Raw genomic sequence first — 19,689 nt, 5'->3', positions numbered from 1 at the left:
ATGCCAAAACGTACAGACCTTAAAAGTATTTTAATCATTGGCGCTGGCCCGATCATTATCGGCCAGGCCTGCGAGTTCGACTATTCCGGCGCCCAAGCCTGCAAAGCCCTGCGCGAAGAGGGTTACAAAGTCATCCTGGTCAACAGCAATCCCGCGACCATCATGACCGACCCGGAAATGGCCGACGTCACCTACATCGAGCCGATCACCTGGCAGGTGGTGGAACGCATCATCGCCAAGGAACGCCCTGACGCGATCCTGCCGACCATGGGCGGCCAGACCGCGCTGAACTGCGCGCTCGACCTGTTCAACAACGGCGTGCTGGAAAAGTACAAGGTCGAACTGATCGGCGCTTCCCCGGAAGCGATCGACAAGGCCGAGGACCGCTCCAAGTTCAAGGACGCGATGACCAAGATCGGCCTGGGTTCGGCCAAGTCGGGCGTGGCGCACACCATGGACGAGTCGTGGGCGGTGCAACGCACGCTGGGCTTCCCGGTCATCATCCGTCCTTCGTTCACCATGGGCGGCACCGGCGGCGGCATCGCCTACAACGAGGAAGAGTTCGAGACCATCTGCAAACGCGGTCTGGAAGCCTCGCCGACCTCGGAACTGCTGATCGAAGAATCGCTGATCGGCTGGAAAGAGTACGAGATGGAAGTGGTGCGCGACAAGGCGGACAACTGCATCATCATCTGCTCGATCGAAAACCTGGACCCGATGGGCGTGCACACCGGCGACTCGATCACCGTGGCGCCGGCGCAAACGCTGACCGACAAGGAATACCAGATCATGCGCAACGCCTCGCTGGCGGTGCTGCGCGAGATCGGCGTCGACACCGGCGGCTCCAACGTGCAGTTCTCCATCAACCCGGAAGACGGCCGCATGATCGTCATCGAGATGAACCCGCGCGTGTCGCGTTCCTCGGCGCTGGCCTCGAAGGCCACCGGCTTCCCGATCGCCAAGGTGGCGGCCAAGCTGGCCGTCGGCTTCACGCTCGACGAGCTGCGCAACGAGATCACCGGCGGCGCGACCCCGGCCTCGTTCGAACCGTCGATCGACTACGTGGTCACCAAGATCCCCCGTTTCACGTTCGAAAAATTCCCCACCGCCGACCACCATCTGACCACCCAGATGAAATCGGTGGGCGAGGTGATGGCGATCGGCCGCACCTTCCAGGAGTCGTTCCAGAAGGCCCTGCGCGGCCTGGAAGTCGGCGTCGACGGCCTGAACGAAAAGACCAAGGACCGCGAGAAGATCGAAGAGGAACTGGGCGAGCCCGGTCCCGAGCGCATCTGGTACGTGGGCGACGCCTTCGCCCAGGGCTTCACGCTGGAAGAGGTGCACCAGCTGACCCATATCGACCCTTGGTTCCTGGTGCAGATCAAAGAGATCGTCGACCTGGAACTGTGGCTGGACACGCAGAAGCTGGAGCAGCTGGACAAGACCACGCTGTACAAGCTCAAGCAAAAAGGCTTCTCGGACCGTCGTCTGGGCTTCCTGCTGCAAACCACCGACACCGCCGTGCGCCTGCAACGCCACGCCATGAACATCCGTCCGGTCTACAAGCGCGTCGACACCTGCGCCGCCGAGTTCTCGACCGACACGGCCTACATGTACTCGACCTACGACGAGGAATGCGAGTCGAATCCTAGCGATAAGAAAAAGATCATGGTGCTGGGCGGTGGCCCGAACCGTATCGGCCAGGGTATCGAGTTCGACTACTGCTGCGTCCACGCCGCCCTGGCGATGCGCGAAGACGGCTACGAGACCATCATGGTCAACTGCAACCCGGAGACCGTGTCGACCGACTACGACACTTCGGACCGCCTGTACTTCGAATCGCTGACCCTGGAAGACGTGCTGGAAATCGTCGCCATCGAAAAACCGGTCGGCGTCATCGTCCAGTACGGCGGCCAGACCCCCTTGAAGCTGGCGCTGGACCTGGAAGCCAACGGCGTGCCGATCATCGGCACCTCGCCGGACATGATCGACGCCGCCGAAGACCGCGAGCGCTTCCAGCAACTGCTGCACAAGCTGAACCTGCGCCAACCGCCCAACCGCACCGCCCGCACCGAGGAAGACGCGCTGCGTCTGGCGCAGGAGATCGGTTATCCGCTGGTGGTGCGTCCTTCCTACGTGCTGGGCGGCCGGGCGATGGAAATCGTCCACGAGCAGCGCGACCTGGAGCGCTACATGCGCGAAGCGGTCAAGGTCTCGCACGACTCGCCGGTGCTGCTGGACCGCTTCCTGAACGACGCCATCGAGTGCGACGTCGATTGCATCTCCGACGGCGAAACCACCTTCATCGGCGGCGTCATGGAGCACATCGAACAAGCCGGCGTCCACTCGGGCGACTCGGCCTGCTCGCTGCCGCCGTACTCGCTGTCGCAGGAGACCATCGACGAGCTGAAGCGCCAAACCGCGCTGATGGCCAAGGGCCTGAACGTGGTCGGCCTGATGAACGTGCAGTTCGCCATCCAGAAGCAGGAAGTCGACGGCGTGCTGAAGGATGTCGTCTTCGTGCTGGAAGTGAACCCGCGCGCCTCGCGCACCGTGCCTTTCGTCTCCAAGGCCACCGGTCTGCAACTGGCCAAGATCGCCGCCCGCTGCATGGTCGGCCAAACCCTGGCCTCGCAGGGCATCACCACCGAAGTGGTGCCGCCTTACTTCAGCGTCAAGGAAGCGGTGTTCCCGTTCGTCAAGTTCCCCGGCGTCGACACCATCCTCGGCCCCGAGATGAAGTCGACCGGCGAAGTGATGGGCGTCGGCACCACCTTCGGCGAAGCCTTCGTCAAGTCGCAGTTGGGCGCCGGCGTCAAGCTGCCGAAGTCGGGCAAGGTCTTCCTCAGCGTCAAGGCGTCGGACAAGCCGCGCGCCGTGCAGGTGGCGCGCGACCTGGTGCAGGCCGGCTTCACGCTGGTGGCGACCAAGGGCACCGCCGCGGTGATCGCCGCCGCCGGCATCCCGGTCACCCCGGTCAACAAGATGGTCGAAGGCCGTCCGCACGTGGTCGACATGATCAAAAACCACGAAATCGTGCTGGTCATCAACACCGTGGAAGAGAAACGCAGCGCCATCACCGACTCGCGGGCCATCCGCACCTCGTCGCTGGCGGCCCGCGTGACCACCTACACGACCATCGCCGGCGCCGAAGCGGCGGTCGAGGGTATCCGTCATTTGGACGAGTTGCGTGTGTATGATTTACAAGGTCTGCATAAAACCTTACACTAAGCTTCTTTGCAGTACCCCTTAACCACAGAGCCCGCGCTGTAGGATGGCGCGGCCTCTGTGGTTTTCCATTGTAACAACACAGTAAATAGCAGATAAAACATGACTTCAGTCCCACTTACCATGTTCGGCGCGGCGCTCTTGAAAGAAGAGCTGCATCAGTTGAAGACCAAAGAGCGTCGCATTGTCATTGACGCGATTGCTGAAGCGCGTTCGCATGGCGACCTGTCCGAGAACGCCGAATACGACGCCGCCAAGGAGCGCCAAGCCTTCGTCGAAGGCCGCATCGCCGAGCTGGAAGGTAAGCTGAGCGCCGCCCAGATCATCGACCCGACCACCCTGGACGCCGAAGGCCGCGTGGTGTTCGCCGCCACCGTCGACCTGGACGAACCTGGACTCGGGCGCCAAGGTGACCTACCAGATCGTCGGTCTGGACGAGGCCGACCTGAAGCTGAGCAAGGTGTCGGTGACCTCGCCGATCGCCCGCGCGCTGATCGGCAAGTCGGCCGGCGACGTGGTCGAGGTGCAGGCGCCGTCCGGCCCGCGCGAATACGAGATTTTGGAAGTGCGCTACATCTGATGCTGCTCGCCCGCGCCCGGCTGCTGGTGGCCACCTTGTGGGCCGGCAGCCTGTGGACGGTCGGCTATCTGGCCGCGCCCACGCTGTTCGCCACCCTGAGCGACCGCGTGCTGGCCGGCACGATCGCCGCCAGCCTGTTCCGCATCGAGGCGATGCTGTCGCTGGCCTGCGGCGCGGCGCTGTTGCTGCTGTTGTGGCTGGGGAAAGATTTCTCGGTCGCGCGGCAGCGCACCCTGTTGCTGATCATCCTGGCGATGCTGGCCTGCACCGTGGCCTCGCATTTCGGCCTGCAACCGCTGATGGCGGAGTTGCGCGCGGCGGCGGGGCCGGCCGGGGTGATGGAGTCGGCCGCGAAGAGCCGTTTCGGCATGCTGCACGGCATTTCCAGCGGCATCTTCCTGGTGCAGAGCCTGCTGGCCGGCTGGTTGGTCATTAAGCAATAGTTGAGCAATAGGCATGCAATAAGCATGCAATAAGCATCGTCCAGACGTAAAAAAGGCCGGATCCGAAGATCCGGCCTACATGGCGATTCCTGGCGACACCGCGTGGTGTCGCCAAAAAACAACCGGCGCGGGCTTACTTGCTGCCCAGTGCGCTTTTCTTGGCCGAGGTCTGACGCGGCTTGGCACGGCGGATGTTGCCGCCGGCGGTGACCCGCTCGTTACCCTTGATCATGACCTTGGTCACCGATGGCCGCTTGGTGCCGCTCGGGCTAGGCTTGACGATGGTGACTTCGCGCATACCCTTGCCGGAGCGGGTCTTGCTCTCTTTCACCACTTCTTTTTTCGGACGGTACAGAACCAGCAGTTTGCCAATATGTTGTACCGGTGCTGCATCCAGTTGCGTGCAAATCGTGTCGTACATCGCGACGCGTGCCTCGCGGTCGTCGCCGAACACACGGACTTTGATCAGTCCGTGCGAGTCGAGACCGAGGTCGATTTCCTTGATGACGGCAGGTGTCAAGCCCGCTTCGCCAATGATGACGATAGGCTTCAGCGCGTGTGCTTCAGCGCGCAAGGCGCTGCGCTCAACGGGTGTAAGTTTTAGCATAATAATTTTTAGTGTTTCCCTTAAAAGCAGTATTCTACGCGAATGGCAAAGAACAAATTAAACAAAAACTGGTTACACGACCACATTAACGATCCTTACGTGAAGTTGGCGCAGAAAGAGGGCTACCGCGCCCGGGCTGCGTTCAAGCTGAAGGAAATCGATGAGGACGAGAAACTGATCAAACCGGGCCAGGTCATCGTCGACCTCGGTTGCACCCCCGGCAGCTGGGGCCAGTACGCCCGTCGCAAGATGGCCGGCAAGGAGGGCGGCGGCATCAACGGCACCCTGATCGGCCTGGACATGCTGCCGATGGAGCCGATCGCCGACTTCCACTTCATCCAGGGCGACTTCCGCGAGGCGCGCATCCTGCGCCAACTGGAGGTGGTGCTGGCCGGCCGCAAGGTCGACGTGGTGCTGTCGGACATGGCGCCCAACCTGTCGGGCATCGCCACGGCCGATTCGGCGCGCATGGAGCATCTGATCGACCTGGCCGTCGAGTTTTCCCAGTTGCACCTGAAACCCTCGGGCGCGCTGCTGGTGAAATGCTTCAACGGCATGGGCTACAGCCAGATCGTGGAGAAGTTCCGCGCCGAGTTCAAGATCGTCGTGCAGAAAAAGCCGAAGGCGAGCCGGGACAAATCGTCGGAAATCTTCCTGCTCGGCCGTGGTCTCAAGCATCCGATCGAAAATAAGGCGCAAAATAGCCCGGCGGAAGACGATTCCGCCCTTGATATCTAGGGCAACAGCCGCACATCCATGCAGGGGAGGGCGGTTGGCCGCCATCTTGCTTCGCGCAAGATGGATAAAACGGCAAAATACCGCCTTTTCCGCTGCGCGCCGTGCTAATTTTGGCCGCGCGCAAGGGTGGGCTTCTGGCACCGCCTGCTTATTGCGAGTAAAATCGGGTTTCTAGCTATCGGTACAAGATGCGCCCCCGCATCCAAGGAGTTTTCGTGAATAACATGTTTTCCAAATCTGCCATTTGGGTAGTTGTTGCCCTGCTTTTATTCATGCTGTTCAAGCAATTTGACAGCCATGGCATCGCGGGTGGCACCAAGGCCATCGCTTATTCCGACTTGTTGGATGAGGTCAAAGCCAAGCGCGTCAAAGAAGTGCTGATCGAGGGCGGCAACATCACCGCCACCCGCATCGACGACACCAAGGTGCGCACCACCGCCACCTTCCTCGACCGTGGCCTGATCGGCGACCTGCGCGACAGCGGCGTGCGTTTCGACGTCAAACCGCCGGAAGAGCCATCGTTCCTGCAACAAGTGTTCGTCTCCTGGTTCCCGATGCTGTTGCTGATCGGCGTGTGGATCTTCTTCATGCGTCAGATGCAGGGCGGCGGCAAGGGCGGCGCCTTCTCCTTCGGCAAGTCGAAGGCGCGCATGATGGACGAGAGCAACAACACCGTCACCTTCGCCGACGTCGCCGGTTGCGACGAGGCCAAGGAGGAAGTCAACGAAGTGGTCGACTTCCTCAAAGACCCCACCAAATTCCAAAAGCTGGGCGGCCGTATTCCGCGCGGCGTGCTGATGGTCGGCCCACCGGGCACCGGTAAGACCCTGCTGGCGCGCGCCATCGCCGGCGAGGCCAAGGTGCCGTTCTTCTCGATCTCCGGTTCCGACTTCGTCGAGATGTTCGTCGGCGTCGGCGCCTCCCGCGTGCGCGACATGTTCGAGAACGCCAAGAAGCATTCGCCCTGCATCATCTTCATCGACGAGATCGACGCCGTCGGCCGCCACCGTGGCGCCGGCATGGGCGGCGGCAACGACGAACGCGAACAGACCTTGAACCAGTTGCTGGTCGAGATGGACGGTTTCGAGGCCAACTCCGGCGTCATCGTCGTCGCCGCCACCAACCGCGCCGACGTGCTCGACAAGGCGCTGCTGCGTCCGGGCCGCTTCGACCGCCAGGTTTCCGTCGGCCTGCCCGACATCCGCGGCCGCGAACAGATCCTCAACGTGCACATGCGCAAAGTGCCGATCGGCACCGACGTCAAGGCCGACATCCTGGCCCGCGGCACCCCCGGCTTCTCCGGCGCCGACCTGGCCAACCTGGTCAACGAGGCCGCCCTGTTCGCCGCCCGCCGCAGCAAGCGTCTGGTCGACATGATCGACTTCGAGGACGCCAAGGACAAGATCTTCATGGGTCCGGAGCGCAAGTCGATGATCATCCGCGAGGAAGAGCGCCGCAACACCGCCTACCACGAGTCCGGCCACGCCGTCGTCGCCAAGCTGTTGCCGAAGGCCGATCCGGTGCACAAGGTCACCATCATGCCGCGCGGCTGGGCCTGGGCCTGACCTGGCAGCTGCCCGAGCACGACAACCTGTCCGGCTACAAGGACAAGATGCTCGAAGAGATCTCCATCCTGTTCGGCGGCCGCATCGCCGAGGAAATCTTCGTCGGCCAGATGTCGACCGGCGCCTCGAACGACTTCTCGCGCGCCACCAAGCTGGCCCGCTCGATGGTGACCCGCTTCGGCATGTCCGACAGCATGGGCGTGATGGTCTACGAGGACAGCCAGAACGACGGCTTCTTCGGCGGCGCGTCGAAAACCATCTCCGAGGCGACCCAGCAAAAGGTCGACGCCGAGATCCGCAACATCCTCGACACCCAGTACGCGCTGTCGCGCAAGCTGCTCGAAGAGAACCGCGACAAGGTCGAAATGATGACCAAGGCGCTGATGGAGTGGGAAACCATCGACGCCGACCAGATCAACGACATCATGGCCGGCCAGGAGCCGCGTCCGCCCAAGGCCGGCGTGGTGATCCGCAAGCATCCCAGCGACGGCGGCCCGGGCGTGACGCCCAGCGTGACGGCCCCGGCCTGATCGTTCCGCCCGCTAGCATGGCGCAGTCAAGGGCGAGGAGAGATCCTCGCCCTTTTGCATTGGGCGCCGGCTTTTAATTTCCACATATCAAGTTACGTTTTTCTAAACCACGTTCAATGCCAGCACAATTCCAGTTCGGCCGCTTCAATTTCCCGCTGCAAGGCGAGGGCGCCCGCGCCCGCGTCATGGGCATCCTCAACGTCACGCCCGACTCCTTCTCCGACGGCGGCCGCCACGGCGAGCTCGAATTCGCCATTTCCCACGCCGAGCAGATGCTGCTCGAGGGCGCCGACATCATCGACGTCGGCGGCGAGTCGAGCCGGCCCGGCGCGCCGCCGCTGCCGCTCGACGAGGAGCTGCGCCGCGTCATGCCGGTGCTGTACGCGCTGCGCGACTGCGGCAAGCCGATCTCGCTCGACACCTACAAGCCGCAGGTGATGCGCGAGGCGGTCATCGCCGGCGTCGACATGATCAACGACATCAACGCCTTCCGCGCCCCCGGCGCGATTGAGGCGGTGCGCGACAGCGACTGCGCGCTGTGCATCATGCACATGCAGAGCGCGCCGCAGACCATGCAGCTGCAGCCGGCCTACGCCGACGTGGTGGCCGAGGTGCTGGCCTTCCTGCGCCAGCGCGTCGAGGCGCTGACGGCGGCCGGCATCGAGCGGCGCCGCCTGTGCATCGATCCGGGTTTTGGTTTTGGCAAGACCGTGGAGCATAATTACGCCTTGCTCAAGGCCGGCCGGCAACTGGTCGACGAGCTCGGCCTGCCGCTGCTGGCCGGCCTGTCGCGCAAGTCGATGATAGGCGCGGTGACCGGCAAGCCGGTCGAGCAGCGCCTGGCCGGCAGCCTGGCCGGCGCCCTCGCTGCGGTGGCGCATGGCGCCTCCATCGTGCGGGTGCATGATGTGGCCGAGACGGTCGACGCGCTCAAGGTCTGGCGCGCGGCCCACTAATTTTGTCGTTCAGTTCATTTCAGTCACTTCTCTAGAGAGTTTAAACATGGCACGTAAATATTTTGGTACCGATGGTGTGCGCGGCCTGGTCGGCGTGGCGCCGATCACGCCCGACTTCGTGATGCGTTTGGGCTACGCCGCCGGCAAGGTGCTGGCCAAGGTGCGCGCCGGCGCCGCGCGCCCGACGGTGCTGATCGGCAAGGACACGCGCATCTCCGGCTACATGCTGGAGGCGGCGCTGGAGGCCGGCTTCTCCGCCGCCGGCGTCGACGTGATGCTGGCCGGCCCGATGCCGACCCCGGCCATTGCCTATTTGACGCGGGCGCTGCGCCTGTCGGCCGGCGTGGTGATCTCCGCCTCGCACAACCCCTTCCAGGACAACGGCATCAAGTTCTTCTCCGACCAGGGCACCAAGCTGCCCGACGCCGTCGAGCTGGAGATCGAGGCGGCGCTGGACCAGCCGATGGACTGCGTGCCGTCGGAAAAGCTGGGCCGCGCCAAGCGCCTGGACGACGCCCAAGGCCGCTACATCGAGTTCTGCAAGAGCAGCTTCCCCAACGAGCTCGACCTGCGCGGCCTGAAGATCGTGGTCGACTGCGCCCACGGCGCCGCCTACAACATCGCGCCCCACGTGTTCCATGAGTTGGGCGCCGAGGTCGTCGCCATCGGCAACAAGCCGGACGGCTTCAACATCAACGCCGGCTTCGGCGCCACCGCGCCGGCCGCCATGGCCGCCGCCGTGCTGGCCCACGGCGCCGACCTCGGCATCGCCCTCGACGGCGACGCCGACCGCCTGATCATGTGCGACGCCAACGGCCGCCTGTACAACGGCGACGAGCTGCTGTACGTGATGGTGATGGACCGCCTGGCCACCGGCCCGGTGCCGGGCGCCGTCGGCACCTTGATGACCAACATGGCGCTGGAAGTGGCCTTCAAGGAACGCAACATCGGCTTCGCCCGCGCCAAGGTGGGCGACCGCTACGTGCTCGAGGTAATGAAGGAGCGCGGCTGGATCCTTGGCGGCGAGGGCTCCGGCCACCTGCTGTGCCTGGACAAGCACACCACCGGCGACGGCATCGTCTCCGCGCTGCAGGTGCTGTCGGCGCTCAAGCGCAGCGGCCAGTCGCTCGAGCAGTGCGCCGCCGAGCTGGTGCTGTTCCCGCAGACCCTGATCAATGTGCGCGTCGCGCCCGGTTTCGACTGGACCAAGAACGCCGCCATGGTCAGCGAGAAGGAGTTGGTCGAGCGCGAGCTGGGCGACAGCGGCCGCGTGCTGATCCGCGCCTCCGGCACCGAGCCCTTGATCCGCGTGATGGTCGAGGCGCGCAACGCCGCCGACGCCGAATCGATGGCGCGCCGTATCGCCGACAAGGTGGAAACCCAGCTGGCCGCGTAATATTTAGTACATTTGTAGTGGGATCCTTGACGAAAGTCGCTGCGGCGGCTATGATGTTGTCTTCGGAGTGTGGCGCAGCCCGGTAGCGCACCTGGTTTGGGACCAGGGGGTCCAAGGTTCGAATCCTTGTACTCCGACCAAGAACTTTTAAAACGGGTTGTCTCTGACAGCCCGTTTTTCATTTCCGCAGCACATTCGTGCCGCGACATTTTCTCACTGCCCGTAGCTCAGTTGGATAGAGCATCAGCCTTCTAAGCTGAGGGTCACAGGTTCGATTCCTGTCGGGCAGGCCATAAAATCAAGGACTTGGACGCAAGAAGTAGCCTGTATTTTGCGGATGTGTTTTCTGTGTAGGCACTGTGTAGGAATTTTCGACTCGTCGCACCATATCCATCGGCTGGGAGTCTGTGCAATGTTTCCGACAGTAATTGTTCCTGCTGATGCTGCTGAACTATCCGAGCAAATGGGCACCAAATTCAAATTCTGGTACTCAGACGAGCTGCGCCAACGAACACTGTTCAAAGAAGGGCGGCCAGGTACAGGGGAGAATTGGGCAGAGAAGCTTGCCGCAGAATTTGCTGGCCTGCTTGGCATCCCTCATGCCCATTATGATTTGGCGATATGGAAGGACCGTTGCGGAGTCATTACTCCATCACTCGTTTCAAGGAAGGAACGCCTCATCCATGGAAATGAGCTCATTGAGGGCAAAGTCATCCGTGCATCCAACGATGAGAACCTTCGCTACTACGAGCAACGAAGCCACATCGCCACGCGAGCATTTCAATTTCTGAAAAGAAATTCGGATATCGTCGCTGCACCGCACACATATCAGCCGATAAACGGCGTAGACTCGGCACTGGGGGTGTTTGTTGGGTATTTGTTATTCGATGCTTGGATAGCAAACCAAGACCGGCACTCAGAGAACTGGGGAATTATCATGAGTGCGGAAGGCAATTTCTACCTTGCGCGGCGTTGTTGCATAAATCGAGTCTGACAGGGACTTTCCCCTTTCCCCATGAATTTACCCGATACGGACGGACTGAGGGCGTGCCAGCGCGACCATGCGATTGAGCACGCCCGCGCGGATGGCCACCTCGGTGGCCTGGGCGCCAATCGTGCGCGCCGCCAAGCTTCTGCCGGTGAGCACCTTCAAGCGGTACATCAACGTCTCGGCGAGCGAGCGCCGGTGGTAGCCGCTCGATCTCTTCCACTCCCGTCGGCTGCTGCGGCCGATGATGTCGAGCGCGTCGTTGCGCCAAGCCGCGCCCGGGATTCGTTGCGGCCAGGGCGCCGCGCCGTCGCGCGGCGGGATCGACGGCGTGGCCTCGCGCGCGGCGATCACCGCGTGGCATTGCCGGGTGTCGTAGGCGCCGTCGCCGCCGACGACCCCGATCGGCGTGCCGGCCGGGATCTGGTCGAGCAACTCGGGCAGCACCTCGCCATCGCCGACATCCTGGTGCGTCATCAGCACCGCGCAAATCTGGCCGGTGTTCGCGTCCATCGCCAGATGCACCTTGCGCCAGGTCCCTGCGTTTGGAATAGCCGTGCTTGCGCACCTTCCATTCGCCCTCGCCAAACACCTTCAGGCCGGTGCTGTCGACCACCAGATGCAGCGGCTCGCCGCTGCGCAAGGCCGGCAGCACAACGTCGAGCTCCCGGGCGCGGCGACATAACGTCGTGTAGTTGGGCACCGGCAGATCGCCGAAGGCGAGCTTGTTCATGCTCCCCGCGAAACCCTGCAACGCGCGCAGCGGAAGGCGAAACACCTGTTTGAGTCCAAGCAGCATCTGGACGACCGCGTCGGCGTAAAGGCGTGGCCGGCCGCGCTTGGCGGCGCCGGCTTCGGCATTCCGTTGCCACAACTCCGGCTCCATCCAGATCGTCACGTCGCCTCGCGCGATCAGCCCGGCGTTGTAGGCGGGCCAGTTCTTGACGCGGTACTGGCCCTTGGGTTCTTGCCGCTGTTGTTCGTCCTTGCGCATCGGTTCAGGCAAAAGACCAGAATCTACGCAAGTTCGTCGAAAGTTAACAGCCCTGCGGCACCGGTTGTTGCGCGTAAACGTCAGCCCTCGCCACGGCTGGATTTATGCAACAACGCCACCTTGCGCCGTCGTATGACCATGGCTCCAGTCTCGGTAGGAATGAGACGGATGATAGGCGGCAAGCAATCCTTGCGACCAGGGACAAGGGCCAGTCAATGGCCGCTTATGTGCGTAGGGCGAGGTCAGCGTTTTACCCGCCGGCCCCGGTGGGTGCCAAGGTAAAGGCATACCCAACCCTAGAATTATTCGAACTAGCTTGCAAGATGGACCCGCTTGCTGGCTTAGCTTGGCAGGGACAACTCGCGGCAATTGAAGAGCAGAAGATTCGCGAAGTCATTTCGATGGTCCCGGACGAGCACATGTCGGGGATAGCAAGAGAATTTACGGCTAAATTATTGCTGACCAATATTGATAGATTACTTAGTTTGAAAATTCGATGATGAATACGTTGTTCGTAGCTTGGCAACAACCGGACTCTAAGGAATGGATTCCGGTGGCAAAACTCGAACATTTGAATGGAATCTACTGCTTCTCCTACACGCAAGGTGTTTATCGAGCAAAGCAGTTTCGCCAATTTAGCGGCATGTCGCAGTTACACGCGATTTACGAATCACCCCACTTGTTTCCCATTTTTTCCAATAGGCTGATTAGCAAGTCTCGCCCCGAGTTCAAGGATTATTTGCGCTGGCTGGGATTGTCGGGCGCGGCTGACAACCCGATGGCAATGCTTGCACTTACTGGCGGCATCAGAAGTACCGACTCCATCGAGCTTTTCCAGCCGCCTGTAGTGACGGCTGGCGGACAGTACCGGTTAGACTTCTTTGTACGTAGCTTGTCGCATATGCCGAAGGCTATCATTGAACAGATTGGGGGCATGAAAGAGGGCGAGCGACTTTATCTTATGAACGATAGCCAAAACGATTTTGACCGTTTGGCCATCGCCGTGCGCTCAAATAAACCGGCATCTCTGCTCGGGTATTGCCCAAAGTATTATGCAAAAGACCTCAGCGTGCTGCTTGCAAGTCGAGACGGTGACTTGGAAGTGCGGGTTAAATGCATCAATTTGGATGCACCATTGAATATGCGATTACTTTGTTCAGTGGCCGCAAAAGTCCCCGCTCACTTCGCTCCGCTAGAAACAGAGGAGGATTTTCAACCCGTTACCGGTGAAGCGCCTATTGATTGGAGCGAGCTAACCAACAACCTCGAAGACACCTTCTCGCGATTCAGCTATCCGCTTTAAATCTTAACCGCATGTAATATACTGGCCCGCGATGCTGCATACAGTCGGGCAAGGGCACTGACACTCTTGCCGGCGGCGTAATTGGCAATCAGGTCGGTGCGCTGCTTGGCCGTGGTCTTCGACGGCCGGCCCAGCGTCTTGTCGTCGCTCTTGGCACGGGTCAATCCGGCTTGCGTGCGCTCCACCAGCAAGTCTCGCTCCATCTCGGCCCTGGTCGCCAGCATTGTCATCATCATCTTCCCGGCGGCCGAGGTCAGGTCAAGCTTGTCCAACTGCAGGACGATGACGGCAATCTCGCAGGGCAGGCAGCCGGCAACTTGACCGTGGCGCTTACGTCTTGCGCGTCTCCGCCCAGGCGGTCGAGTTTCGCAACCGGCGAGTGTACATCCTGTATGTTTTTGCCCATGAGGAGTACAACAAATGGAAACTCTAGTGGACCGAGACCTGGTTGCGGAGATTACTTCGCGCTATCAAGCCCTGTCGTCGCTTGTTCCGTTGCATGCCATTCGTAACGAGGAAGACTACATAGGCGCCGTGTTCGCGTTGAACCAACTGCTGGATGCCGGAGCGGCGAATGACGGGCATCCGCTTGCCGACTTGGTCAATGCGCTGGCTAATCTCGTCAGCAATTATGACGAGCAGCACTATCCGCTTGAGCAAATTACACCAGTTGCGATGATCCGATTTTTGATGGAACAACATCGACTCTCCCAGTCCGATTTGCCTGAAATTGGTGGCCAGAGCGTGGTTTCTGAGGTGCTGAATGGCAAGCGGGAGCTGAACGTGCGGCAGATTAAAAGGTTGTCGGAGCGCTTCAATGTGCCGGCAAGCGTCTTCCTGTAGCGTCGGCTTGGTCGCTGGATTTCTCCGAGAGAATGGTTCGAATCCTGTCGGGCAGGCCAACTGATGAACGGTGGCAGCAGCGTTGCCGCCTCCACGCCGCTTTGAACTCTTTGTCGGCATGGACTAGGATGGACTTAGTCCATCAGGAGCATTTATGGCCACGGTTAGCATTCATGAGGCGTCAACCAACTTTTCCAAATTGGTCGACACCGCCGCCAAAGGCGAGAAAATCGTCATCGCCAAAGCTGGCAAGCCAGCCCCGCGACTGGTGTCGCTGGAGACGTCACCGGCTGCGCGTCACTTCGGCGCACTGAAGGGGATGCTACGGATCGCCGACGATTTCGATGCCCCCTTGCCGGACGAACTCCTGCTGGCGTTTGAGGGCAGTTAATCAAGGTGCCGCTAAAAACGCTTTCACCATCTCCGCCGTGATGACGCCGGAGCGCGCCTTGCTGTCGCCGCGTCCGTTGAACCAGTAGCTGCGCGGCATTTCGCCGTGCCAGCCCTTGTCCACCGCGTAGCGCAGCCGTTCCGCCGGCTCGGCGCCGTAGGCCCAGGCGTTTTTGCTCAGGCCCAGTTGGGCCAGGCGCTTTCTCATCATCCCGGCCAGCTCCGGGTCGCCCAGCGAGTCGGTGCCCAGCGTGACCACGTTCAACTGCCGTTGCTTGCGCTTGATCGCCGACAGGGTGCGCAGGCTGGCCTGGCAAAATTCGCAGTCCAGCGACCACACCACCAGCACGAAAGGCCGCCCCTGTTGGCTGGCCAGCACCGTGGGCAGACTGTCCGAGGTGAATTCCCGCACGGCCTGGGCGGCGCAGGTGTGGCTCAGGGCCAGCAGCATCAGGCCGGCGAGCAGGGCAAGGAGGCGCTTCATGGCAGGACTCCGGTGGCTGAGGGGGCGGGGATGGCGGGCAGGATGCGCACGCCTTCGTCTTGCGTGCGCCACAGCAGGAAGGCGCCGGCCGGCGTCGCCAGCAAGTGGGGCTGGTCGGAATTGCCCCGGCTGCTGGCCAGCACGCCGCTGGTCCAGTTGAGGCCGTTGTCGGTGGAGCGGCGGCCCCAGATGGCGGTGGCCTTGCCGTCGAACTGCTTCCACACCAGCGTGATCGTTTTGCCGTCGACCAGCACGTCGGCATGTTCGGCCTGGGCGCTGCCGAGCTGCTGGACCTGGCCCAGCTTGCCGTCGGCGTCGGCGACGCCGTAGAACACGCCGCCGGCCTCGCCGCGCACGCCGAACCAGGTTTGGTGGCGCTTGCCGTCGGCGCCGAAGGCCAGCGCCGGGCCGTGGTGCGGGCAGGCGTCGATATGCCAGTCGTCGAAGCTGGCGCGTTGCAGGGGCGGCAGGACGCCGTCCGGCGTCAATTCGCGCAGCGCGTGGTCGCGCACGTTGGGCTCGAACACATGGCGCCACATGGCCACGGCCTTGCCTTGCGGCGTCAGCGCCATGGCGATGCGGCAGCATTCGCAGGAATGGTCGGCCGCCTTGTAGTCGCCCTTGAAGCTGGCGCCGGCGTCGTCGGAGACGGCGTAGTAGATCGCCGCGCCGCGATAGGCCTCCTTGCGCGCCTTGGCCAGCTCGATGTCGCGCTTGTCGATCCAGGCGATGTGGATGCGGCCTTCGCGGTCGACGATCATCGATTCGAAGCGGTGGGTGATTTCGTCGCGGTTGCGGTGCACGGTGACGGGGGCGGAGAAGGTTTGGCCGCCGTCGAGCGAGCGGACGAAGCGGATCTCGCCCGTGTAGGGCTTGCCCAGCGGCTTGGTGTAGGCGATGTAGATCTGGCCCTGGCTGCCGAAGGCCAGCTTGGGGCGGCTTTCGCCGTCGGCGGCGACGGCTTCGGGCTCTTGCTGGATGCGGCGCGGCGCCGACCAGCTCGCGCCCATGTCGGGCGACGATTGCAGCACCACGTACTGGGCCGGGCTGCCGGCCGCCTGCTCCTTGCTGGCGATCCACAGCCGGCCCTGCGGATCGAGCGCGGCGGCGGTGCCCAGCTCGGCCTTGGCCGCCATGCGTTTGCCGTGGTCCATTTGCGCGTGGGCGCCGGAGGCCAGCGCGGCCAACAGCAGCAGGCTGCCCAACTTGATTGCGGTAGTGAGCTTCATCATGGTTCTCAGTAATCGAATTTGACGCTGGTGAAGAAGGTCCGTTGCGGATACGGATTCGGATTCACATAGTATTTGAAGGCGCCGACGTTGTTGACGCCGAGCGAGGCCGTCCATTGCCGGTTCAGCTTGTAGAGCAGCTTGGCGTCGAGCACGCTGTAATGGCTGACCGCGCCGTACACGTTCGGATTGACGTCGTTGTAGCGATTGTTCTTCGGGTCGAACAGGGTGTTGTGCTGGCGGCCGCTGTAACGGTAGCTCAGGCTGTAGGACAGGCGCTCGCTGGCGCGGTAGGTGGCCGACAGGGTGAGCCGCCAGTCGGGGATCCTCGGCTGGTCGGTGCCGGCCAGGGCGGGGTTGCGGCGGTCTTCGACGATGGTCGATTTGGTGTAGGTGGCGCTGCCGCCCAGGTCCAGTCCGCGCAGCCAGATGTCGCGCAGGTCGGCCACCATTTCCAGACCGTAGGTGCGCACCTTGTCGACGTTTTGTATGCTGGAGTAGGTTGGCGTGACGGTGGTGTCGGTCTGCGAAATCAGGGCGTCGCGCTTGTCTTCCCAAAACAGGGAGGCGCGCGCCATGCCGGCGTCGAAGCTGCGCTCGGCCATCAGTTCCGCCGAGTTGAGTTTCTCCGCTTTCAGGTTGGGATCGTTTTGCTTGACGTTGTCGGGCAAACTGATCACCTGGAAGATTTCCGCCACGGTCGGGTAGCGCACGGCGTGGGCCAGCGAGGCCCGCCAGGCCCAGTCGCTGTCGCCACGGTAGGACAGCGAGGCCTTGGGCGAGAAGTCGGTGCTGGAGCGTTCGGCGTAGTTGAGCTGCCTGTACTTCGCCACGTTGGCGAGGTTGAAATTGCTGCCGTCGTAGGCGCGCCAGTGTTCCAGCCGTCCGCCGAACAGCAGTTTCAGCGCCGGTTGCAGCTGCACCACGTCTTGCAGATAGACGGCCTGGGTGGCCGTCTTGCCGTAGGAGTTGGACGAGGCGCCGGCTGCGGCGGGGCCGTCGATCCAGTCGCCGGCGATGGCCGAGGTGACGGACTTGAGCACGTAGCGGTCGGCGTGGTAGCCGAAGCTCAGCCGGTGCTGGCGCCCGCCGTCGGCCGCCGGGCGCCATTCGCCGCGCAGGTCGAGGTTTTGCCAGCCGGTGCCGTCGCCCACGGTGAGCGTGCCGCCGGGGCGCACGCTGGCGTTGCCCGAATCGTAGAGGCCGCCGGTATTGGCGGCGCTGCGCGAGAGCTCCTTGTTTTGCGCGTAGACGCTGGCGACAACTTCCCAGTCCCAGGCGCCGCGCGTGTCCGATTTGAGCGCCACGCCATGCATGACGTGCATGCTTTCGCCGCTGCCGGGCGAGACGCCGGCCAGCGTGTAGTAGTTGGCGTCGCCGGCGAATTTCACAAAGGCGCCGGCGCCCTTGCCGCCGGTGTTGTAGACCGGCGCGCCGGCCGCGTCGCGCAGATAGCTGGTCACTTCGCTGCTGGAGCTGTTTTGCCACAGGCCCAACGAGTAGGTGGCGCGCAGTGTCGGCGACACCTGGTAGGCCAGCTTGAACTTGCCGTTGTCCTGGACGGTGTGGTCGGCGCCGATCGCGCTGCCGATGATCCTCGGGTTGCCGCTGGTGTCGATGTCGCGGCTGGCGCCGTAGACGTTGGTCCAGGCCGGCGCGTCCTTCGGCGTGGCCTTGGTCGCCGCGCCGAAGGTTTGCGGCTGGCTGTGGTTGTCCAGGTGGTCGGCCGTCAGCCAGAACGACCAGGCGCCGGATTTGTTGCCCAGCGAGACGGACTGGTGCTGGCCGCCGAAGTGCTGGTCGGTGCCGTACAGTTTGAAGCGCTGGCCGAACAGGTCGGCCTTGACGTGGGCCTCGAACTGGTCGGGCATATGCGTGCTCATCTGGACCACGCCGCCGGCCGAATTGCCCGGATAGAGGGGCGAGAACGGACCGTACATGACCTCGATGCGCTCGATTTCCTCCGGCGCCACCATGCCCCAGCGCGGCGCCGTGCTGTAGCTGTTGTTGAGGAAGTTCGACAGCAGAAGGTTGTCGGCGTACACGGTGGTCTGCGCGCTGGCGATCGAACTGTTGACGCGCATGACGAGAATGCCGTTGCGGTCGCCGATGTAGCGCTCGCGCACGTGCGTGCTGGGCAGGTAGTTGAGGCCTCGGCCGACGTCACCGCGTTGATGCGTTCGGCGATTTCCTTGGCCGTGATGGTCTCCACGGTGGCCGGCGAATTGACCGGAACGGCCGACTTTCTGCTCTTGACGACGATCTGCGGAACGCTGTCGTCGGGCGCGGCGGAGTCGGCCCAGGCCGGTGCGGCGGTGCAGAAGGCGGCGATCAGGGCCAGGGTGAGTTGGCTTGGCGTGCAGGCGAATTGGTACATATCAAACCTTGGGAAGCGGGTGCATTTGGCACCGAATAGGGTGCGGGCAATGGGGCGGCGCCATGCCGGCCGACATGGAAGACGGTCGGGGGCGGCGGGAACCGCGTACTGGCCAGGCGAAGGCCTGAACGACCGGCGATGCCCGGGCAGCGCTCAGGTGCGATCAGGCGGTGATCGGGTGAGGGGCGGGCGGGGCGCGCGATTGCGCGGGTGCCCAGATGAACAGCGGGCCGGGAGATTGGTAGAACAGCGTCGCTTGCAGGTCCAGCGCGCTGGCGGGCGCCAGCGTCAGCGGGACGCCGGGCGGCAGGGCGGTGGCGTCGGCCTGGGCAAAGCAGTATTGGCAGTGCTCGCCATGCATGCCCTTGTCCGCCGGTGCGGCGGGAGCGGCGCCCTTGTCGGTGGCGGTGGCGGCGGCGAGCATGCCGCCGCCGCTGGAGCAAATGTCCGCCATCGCGGCGGTCGAGGCCGCCGCGGTCGGCAGCAAATGGGTCATCGCCGGGACAAGCATGGCCGCGAGGATTGCAAAGCATGCAATCCAGGCGGCAAACAGGCGCGTGACACGGTCGATTTTCATGTCGTCATTTTAACAGCGTGCCTTGCGGCAACCCCAGACTTCTTTGGTACTAGTCACTTTGGATCAGGCCGCCTGGGCCATTGGCGGTCGGCGTGAATCCGTCGGGAGCTTGCTCAGCCCTTGCGGCGGCGTGCCACGGCACCCAGCAGCAGCAGGCCGGCGCCGAACATGGCGTAGCTTTCCGGCTCGGGAACGGGGGCGGCCGCCTCCCAGGCTTGGGCATTGCCGATGATGCTCAGGCTGTAGGATTTGTCGACCAGGCTGCTGTTTTTGATGGTCAGTTTCATGCCTTGGCCGTCGATGATCGATTCGTACTCATCTGCTTGTCCAATCCACGAGCTGGCTCCCATCCCGTTCAGGCCCGTCTCGAACGAGCCTATCCGCATGTTCGCATTCACCGCGCCATACGAGCTGCCTTCGCCGTTCCAGTTGACCGGTGCCATCCACGGTCCCAGGTATCC

General features: G+C 62.8%; 17 protein-coding genes, 2 tRNA genes and 3 pseudogenes. 14 read left to right on the top strand and 8 right to left on the bottom strand.

The annotated features are described in order from the left end of the window. The 3 genes and pseudogenes from carB (at position 1) to QC826_RS18180 (ending at position 4,251) form a co-directional block, all read left to right on the top strand. Positions 1 to 3,231, top strand: a complete 3,231-nt coding sequence (carB, locus tag QC826_RS18190; RefSeq protein WP_279761853.1) for a carbamoyl-phosphate synthase large subunit — start codon at positions 1 to 3, stop codon at positions 3,229 to 3,231. Positions 3,232 to 3,330: 99 nt separating this feature from the next. Continuing rightward, positions 3,331 to 3,808: pseudogene (gene greA, locus QC826_RS18185) on the top strand (transcription elongation factor GreA). After that, positions 3,808 to 4,251: a DUF4149 domain-containing protein gene (locus tag QC826_RS18180; protein ID WP_279761852.1), complete on the top strand. Its 444-nt coding sequence runs from the start codon at positions 3,808 to 3,810 to the stop codon at positions 4,249 to 4,251. Before greA ends, QC826_RS18180 begins: the two are co-directional and overlap by 1 nt. A gap of 133 nt (positions 4,252 to 4,384) precedes the next feature. Here the strand turns inward: QC826_RS18180 and QC826_RS18175 are convergent, their stop codons facing one another. Continuing rightward, positions 4,385 to 4,858 (bottom strand): YhbY family RNA-binding protein, encoded by a 474-nt coding sequence (locus QC826_RS18175; RefSeq protein WP_093388577.1) that lies wholly within the window; start codon positions 4,856 to 4,858, stop codon positions 4,385 to 4,387. Positions 4,859 to 4,900: 42 nt separating this feature from the next. Here QC826_RS18175 and QC826_RS18170 point away from each other — a divergent pair, with 42 nt between their 5' ends. From QC826_RS18170 to QC826_RS18140, 7 genes and pseudogenes are all read left to right on the top strand, one after another. Then, positions 4,901 to 5,596: an RlmE family RNA methyltransferase gene (locus QC826_RS18170; protein WP_093388578.1), complete on the top strand. Its 696-nt coding sequence runs from the start codon at positions 4,901 to 4,903 to the stop codon at positions 5,594 to 5,596. Positions 5,597 to 5,820: 224 nt separating this feature from the next. After that, a pseudogene (ftsH, locus tag QC826_RS18165) lies at positions 5,821 to 7,691 on the top strand (ATP-dependent zinc metalloprotease FtsH). A 116-nt stretch (positions 7,692 to 7,807) separates the two neighbouring features. Then, complete coding sequence (folP, locus tag QC826_RS18160) at positions 7,808 to 8,647, top strand: dihydropteroate synthase (protein ID WP_279761851.1); 840 nt, start codon at positions 7,808 to 7,810, stop codon at positions 8,645 to 8,647. Between the two features lie 46 nt (positions 8,648 to 8,693). Next, entirely contained in the window at positions 8,694 to 10,043 is a 1,350-nt protein-coding gene (glmM, locus tag QC826_RS18155; protein ID WP_279761850.1) for a phosphoglucosamine mutase, read from the top strand. A gap of 63 nt (positions 10,044 to 10,106) precedes the next feature. Further along, positions 10,107 to 10,183 (top strand) — tRNA-Pro (locus tag QC826_RS18150). A gap of 76 nt (positions 10,184 to 10,259) precedes the next feature. Next, a tRNA-Arg gene (locus QC826_RS18145) sits at positions 10,260 to 10,336 on the top strand. 119 nt (positions 10,337 to 10,455) lie between these two features. Further along, entirely contained in the window at positions 10,456 to 11,037 is a 582-nt protein-coding gene (locus QC826_RS18140; protein ID WP_279761849.1) for a hypothetical protein, read from the top strand. A 27-nt stretch (positions 11,038 to 11,064) separates the two neighbouring features. Here the strand turns inward: QC826_RS18140 and QC826_RS18135 are convergent. Beyond that, a pseudogene (locus tag QC826_RS18135) lies at positions 11,065 to 12,025 on the bottom strand (IS5 family transposase). A gap of 104 nt (positions 12,026 to 12,129) precedes the next feature. On the opposite strand from QC826_RS18135, the gene QC826_RS18130 reads away from it, so the two are divergent. Next, positions 12,130 to 12,525, top strand: coding sequence for a hypothetical protein (locus QC826_RS18130; RefSeq protein ID WP_279761848.1), 396 nt, complete (start codon positions 12,130 to 12,132; stop codon positions 12,523 to 12,525). Further along, positions 12,522 to 13,328, top strand: coding sequence for an HIRAN domain-containing protein (locus tag QC826_RS18125; RefSeq protein WP_279761847.1), 807 nt, complete (start codon positions 12,522 to 12,524; stop codon positions 13,326 to 13,328). The genes QC826_RS18130 and QC826_RS18125 overlap by 4 nt, the downstream gene beginning before the upstream one ends. Here QC826_RS18125 and QC826_RS18120 read toward each other — a convergent pair. Further along, positions 13,325 to 13,600, bottom strand: coding sequence for a recombinase family protein (locus QC826_RS18120; protein WP_279761846.1), 276 nt, complete (start codon positions 13,598 to 13,600; stop codon positions 13,325 to 13,327). The two genes, QC826_RS18125 and QC826_RS18120, sit on opposite strands and share 4 nt — an antisense overlap. Before the next feature lie 148 nt (positions 13,601 to 13,748). On the opposite strand from QC826_RS18120, the gene QC826_RS18115 reads away from it, so the two are divergent. Next, on the top strand, positions 13,749 to 14,171 hold the full coding sequence (locus tag QC826_RS18115; protein WP_279761845.1) for a type II toxin-antitoxin system HigA family antitoxin: 423 nt from the start codon (positions 13,749 to 13,751) through the stop codon (positions 14,169 to 14,171). A gap of 154 nt (positions 14,172 to 14,325) precedes the next feature. Then, positions 14,326 to 14,562 carry a type II toxin-antitoxin system Phd/YefM family antitoxin gene (locus tag QC826_RS18110; protein WP_279761844.1) on the top strand — a complete coding sequence of 79 codons (237 nt, stop codon included), beginning with the start codon at positions 14,326 to 14,328 and terminating at the stop codon, positions 14,560 to 14,562. Here the strand turns inward: QC826_RS18110 and QC826_RS18105 are convergent, their stop codons facing one another. The 5 genes from QC826_RS18105 to QC826_RS18085 all read right to left on the bottom strand — a co-directional run bounded on the left by QC826_RS18105 (position 14,563) and on the right by QC826_RS18085 (position 19,671). After that, on the bottom strand, positions 14,563 to 15,045 hold the full coding sequence (locus tag QC826_RS18105) for a hypothetical protein (protein ID WP_279761843.1): 483 nt from the start codon (positions 15,043 to 15,045) through the stop codon (positions 14,563 to 14,565). Further along, entirely contained in the window at positions 15,042 to 16,277 is a 1,236-nt protein-coding gene (locus tag QC826_RS18100; RefSeq protein ID WP_279761842.1) for a sialidase family protein, read from the bottom strand. Before QC826_RS18100 ends, QC826_RS18105 begins: the two co-directional genes overlap by 4 nt. Before the next feature lie 5 nt (positions 16,278 to 16,282). Beyond that, positions 16,283 to 18,400, bottom strand: coding sequence for a TonB-dependent receptor (locus tag QC826_RS18095; protein WP_409567668.1), 2,118 nt, complete (start codon positions 18,398 to 18,400; stop codon positions 16,283 to 16,285). 414 nt (positions 18,401 to 18,814) lie between these two features. Beyond that, positions 18,815 to 19,228 (bottom strand): DUF2946 domain-containing protein, encoded by a 414-nt coding sequence (locus tag QC826_RS18090; RefSeq protein ID WP_279761841.1) that lies wholly within the window; start codon positions 19,226 to 19,228, stop codon positions 18,815 to 18,817. A 113-nt stretch (positions 19,229 to 19,341) separates the two neighbouring features. Next, positions 19,342 to 19,671 (bottom strand): PEP-CTERM sorting domain-containing protein, encoded by a 330-nt coding sequence (locus QC826_RS18085; protein ID WP_279761840.1) that lies wholly within the window; start codon positions 19,669 to 19,671, stop codon positions 19,342 to 19,344. Positions 19,672 to 19,689: the final 18 nt, after the last annotated feature.

It is taken from the genome of Rugamonas sp. DEMB1, from assembly GCF_029834475.1.
Lineage (GTDB): Bacteria > Pseudomonadota > Gammaproteobacteria > Burkholderiales > Burkholderiaceae_D > Rugamonas > Rugamonas rubra.
Note: the sequence above shows the minus strand (reverse complement) of the source record. Positions and strands in the feature narration are given on the sequence as shown.

Excerpts from the sequence above, each read along its gene's own strand:
- QC826_RS18130 (WP_279761848.1), top strand. The coding sequence starts at position 12,130 with ATGCAACAACGCCACCTTGCGCCGTCGTATGACCATGGCTCCAGTCTC.
- QC826_RS18170 (WP_093388578.1), top strand. The coding sequence starts at position 4,901 with ATGGCAAAGAACAAATTAAACAAAAACTGGTTACACGACCACATTAAC.
- QC826_RS18180 (WP_279761852.1), top strand. The coding sequence starts at position 3,808 with ATGCTGCTCGCCCGCGCCCGGCTGCTGGTGGCCACCTTGTGGGCCGGC.
- carB (WP_279761853.1), top strand. The coding sequence starts at position 1 with ATGCCAAAACGTACAGACCTTAAAAGTATTTTAATCATTGGCGCTGGC.
- QC826_RS18140 (WP_279761849.1), top strand. The coding sequence starts at position 10,456 with ATGTTTCCGACAGTAATTGTTCCTGCTGATGCTGCTGAACTATCCGAG.
- QC826_RS18125 (WP_279761847.1), top strand. The coding sequence starts at position 12,522 with ATGATGAATACGTTGTTCGTAGCTTGGCAACAACCGGACTCTAAGGAA.
- QC826_RS18175 (WP_093388577.1), bottom strand. The coding sequence starts at position 4,858 with ATGCTAAAACTTACACCCGTTGAGCGCAGCGCCTTGCGCGCTGAAGCA.
- QC826_RS18115 (WP_279761845.1), top strand. The coding sequence starts at position 13,749 with ATGGAAACTCTAGTGGACCGAGACCTGGTTGCGGAGATTACTTCGCGC.
- QC826_RS18085 (WP_279761840.1), bottom strand. The coding sequence starts at position 19,671 with ATGGCACCGGTCAACTGGAACGGCGAAGGCAGCTCGTATGGCGCGGTG.
- QC826_RS18090 (WP_279761841.1), bottom strand. The coding sequence starts at position 19,228 with ATGAAAATCGACCGTGTCACGCGCCTGTTTGCCGCCTGGATTGCATGC.
- glmM (WP_279761850.1), top strand. The coding sequence starts at position 8,694 with ATGGCACGTAAATATTTTGGTACCGATGGTGTGCGCGGCCTGGTCGGC.
- QC826_RS18110 (WP_279761844.1), top strand. The coding sequence starts at position 14,326 with ATGGCCACGGTTAGCATTCATGAGGCGTCAACCAACTTTTCCAAATTG.
- QC826_RS18105 (WP_279761843.1), bottom strand. The coding sequence starts at position 15,045 with ATGAAGCGCCTCCTTGCCCTGCTCGCCGGCCTGATGCTGCTGGCCCTG.
- folP (WP_279761851.1), top strand. The coding sequence starts at position 7,808 with ATGCCAGCACAATTCCAGTTCGGCCGCTTCAATTTCCCGCTGCAAGGC.
- QC826_RS18100 (WP_279761842.1), bottom strand. The coding sequence starts at position 16,277 with ATGATGAAGCTCACTACCGCAATCAAGTTGGGCAGCCTGCTGCTGTTG.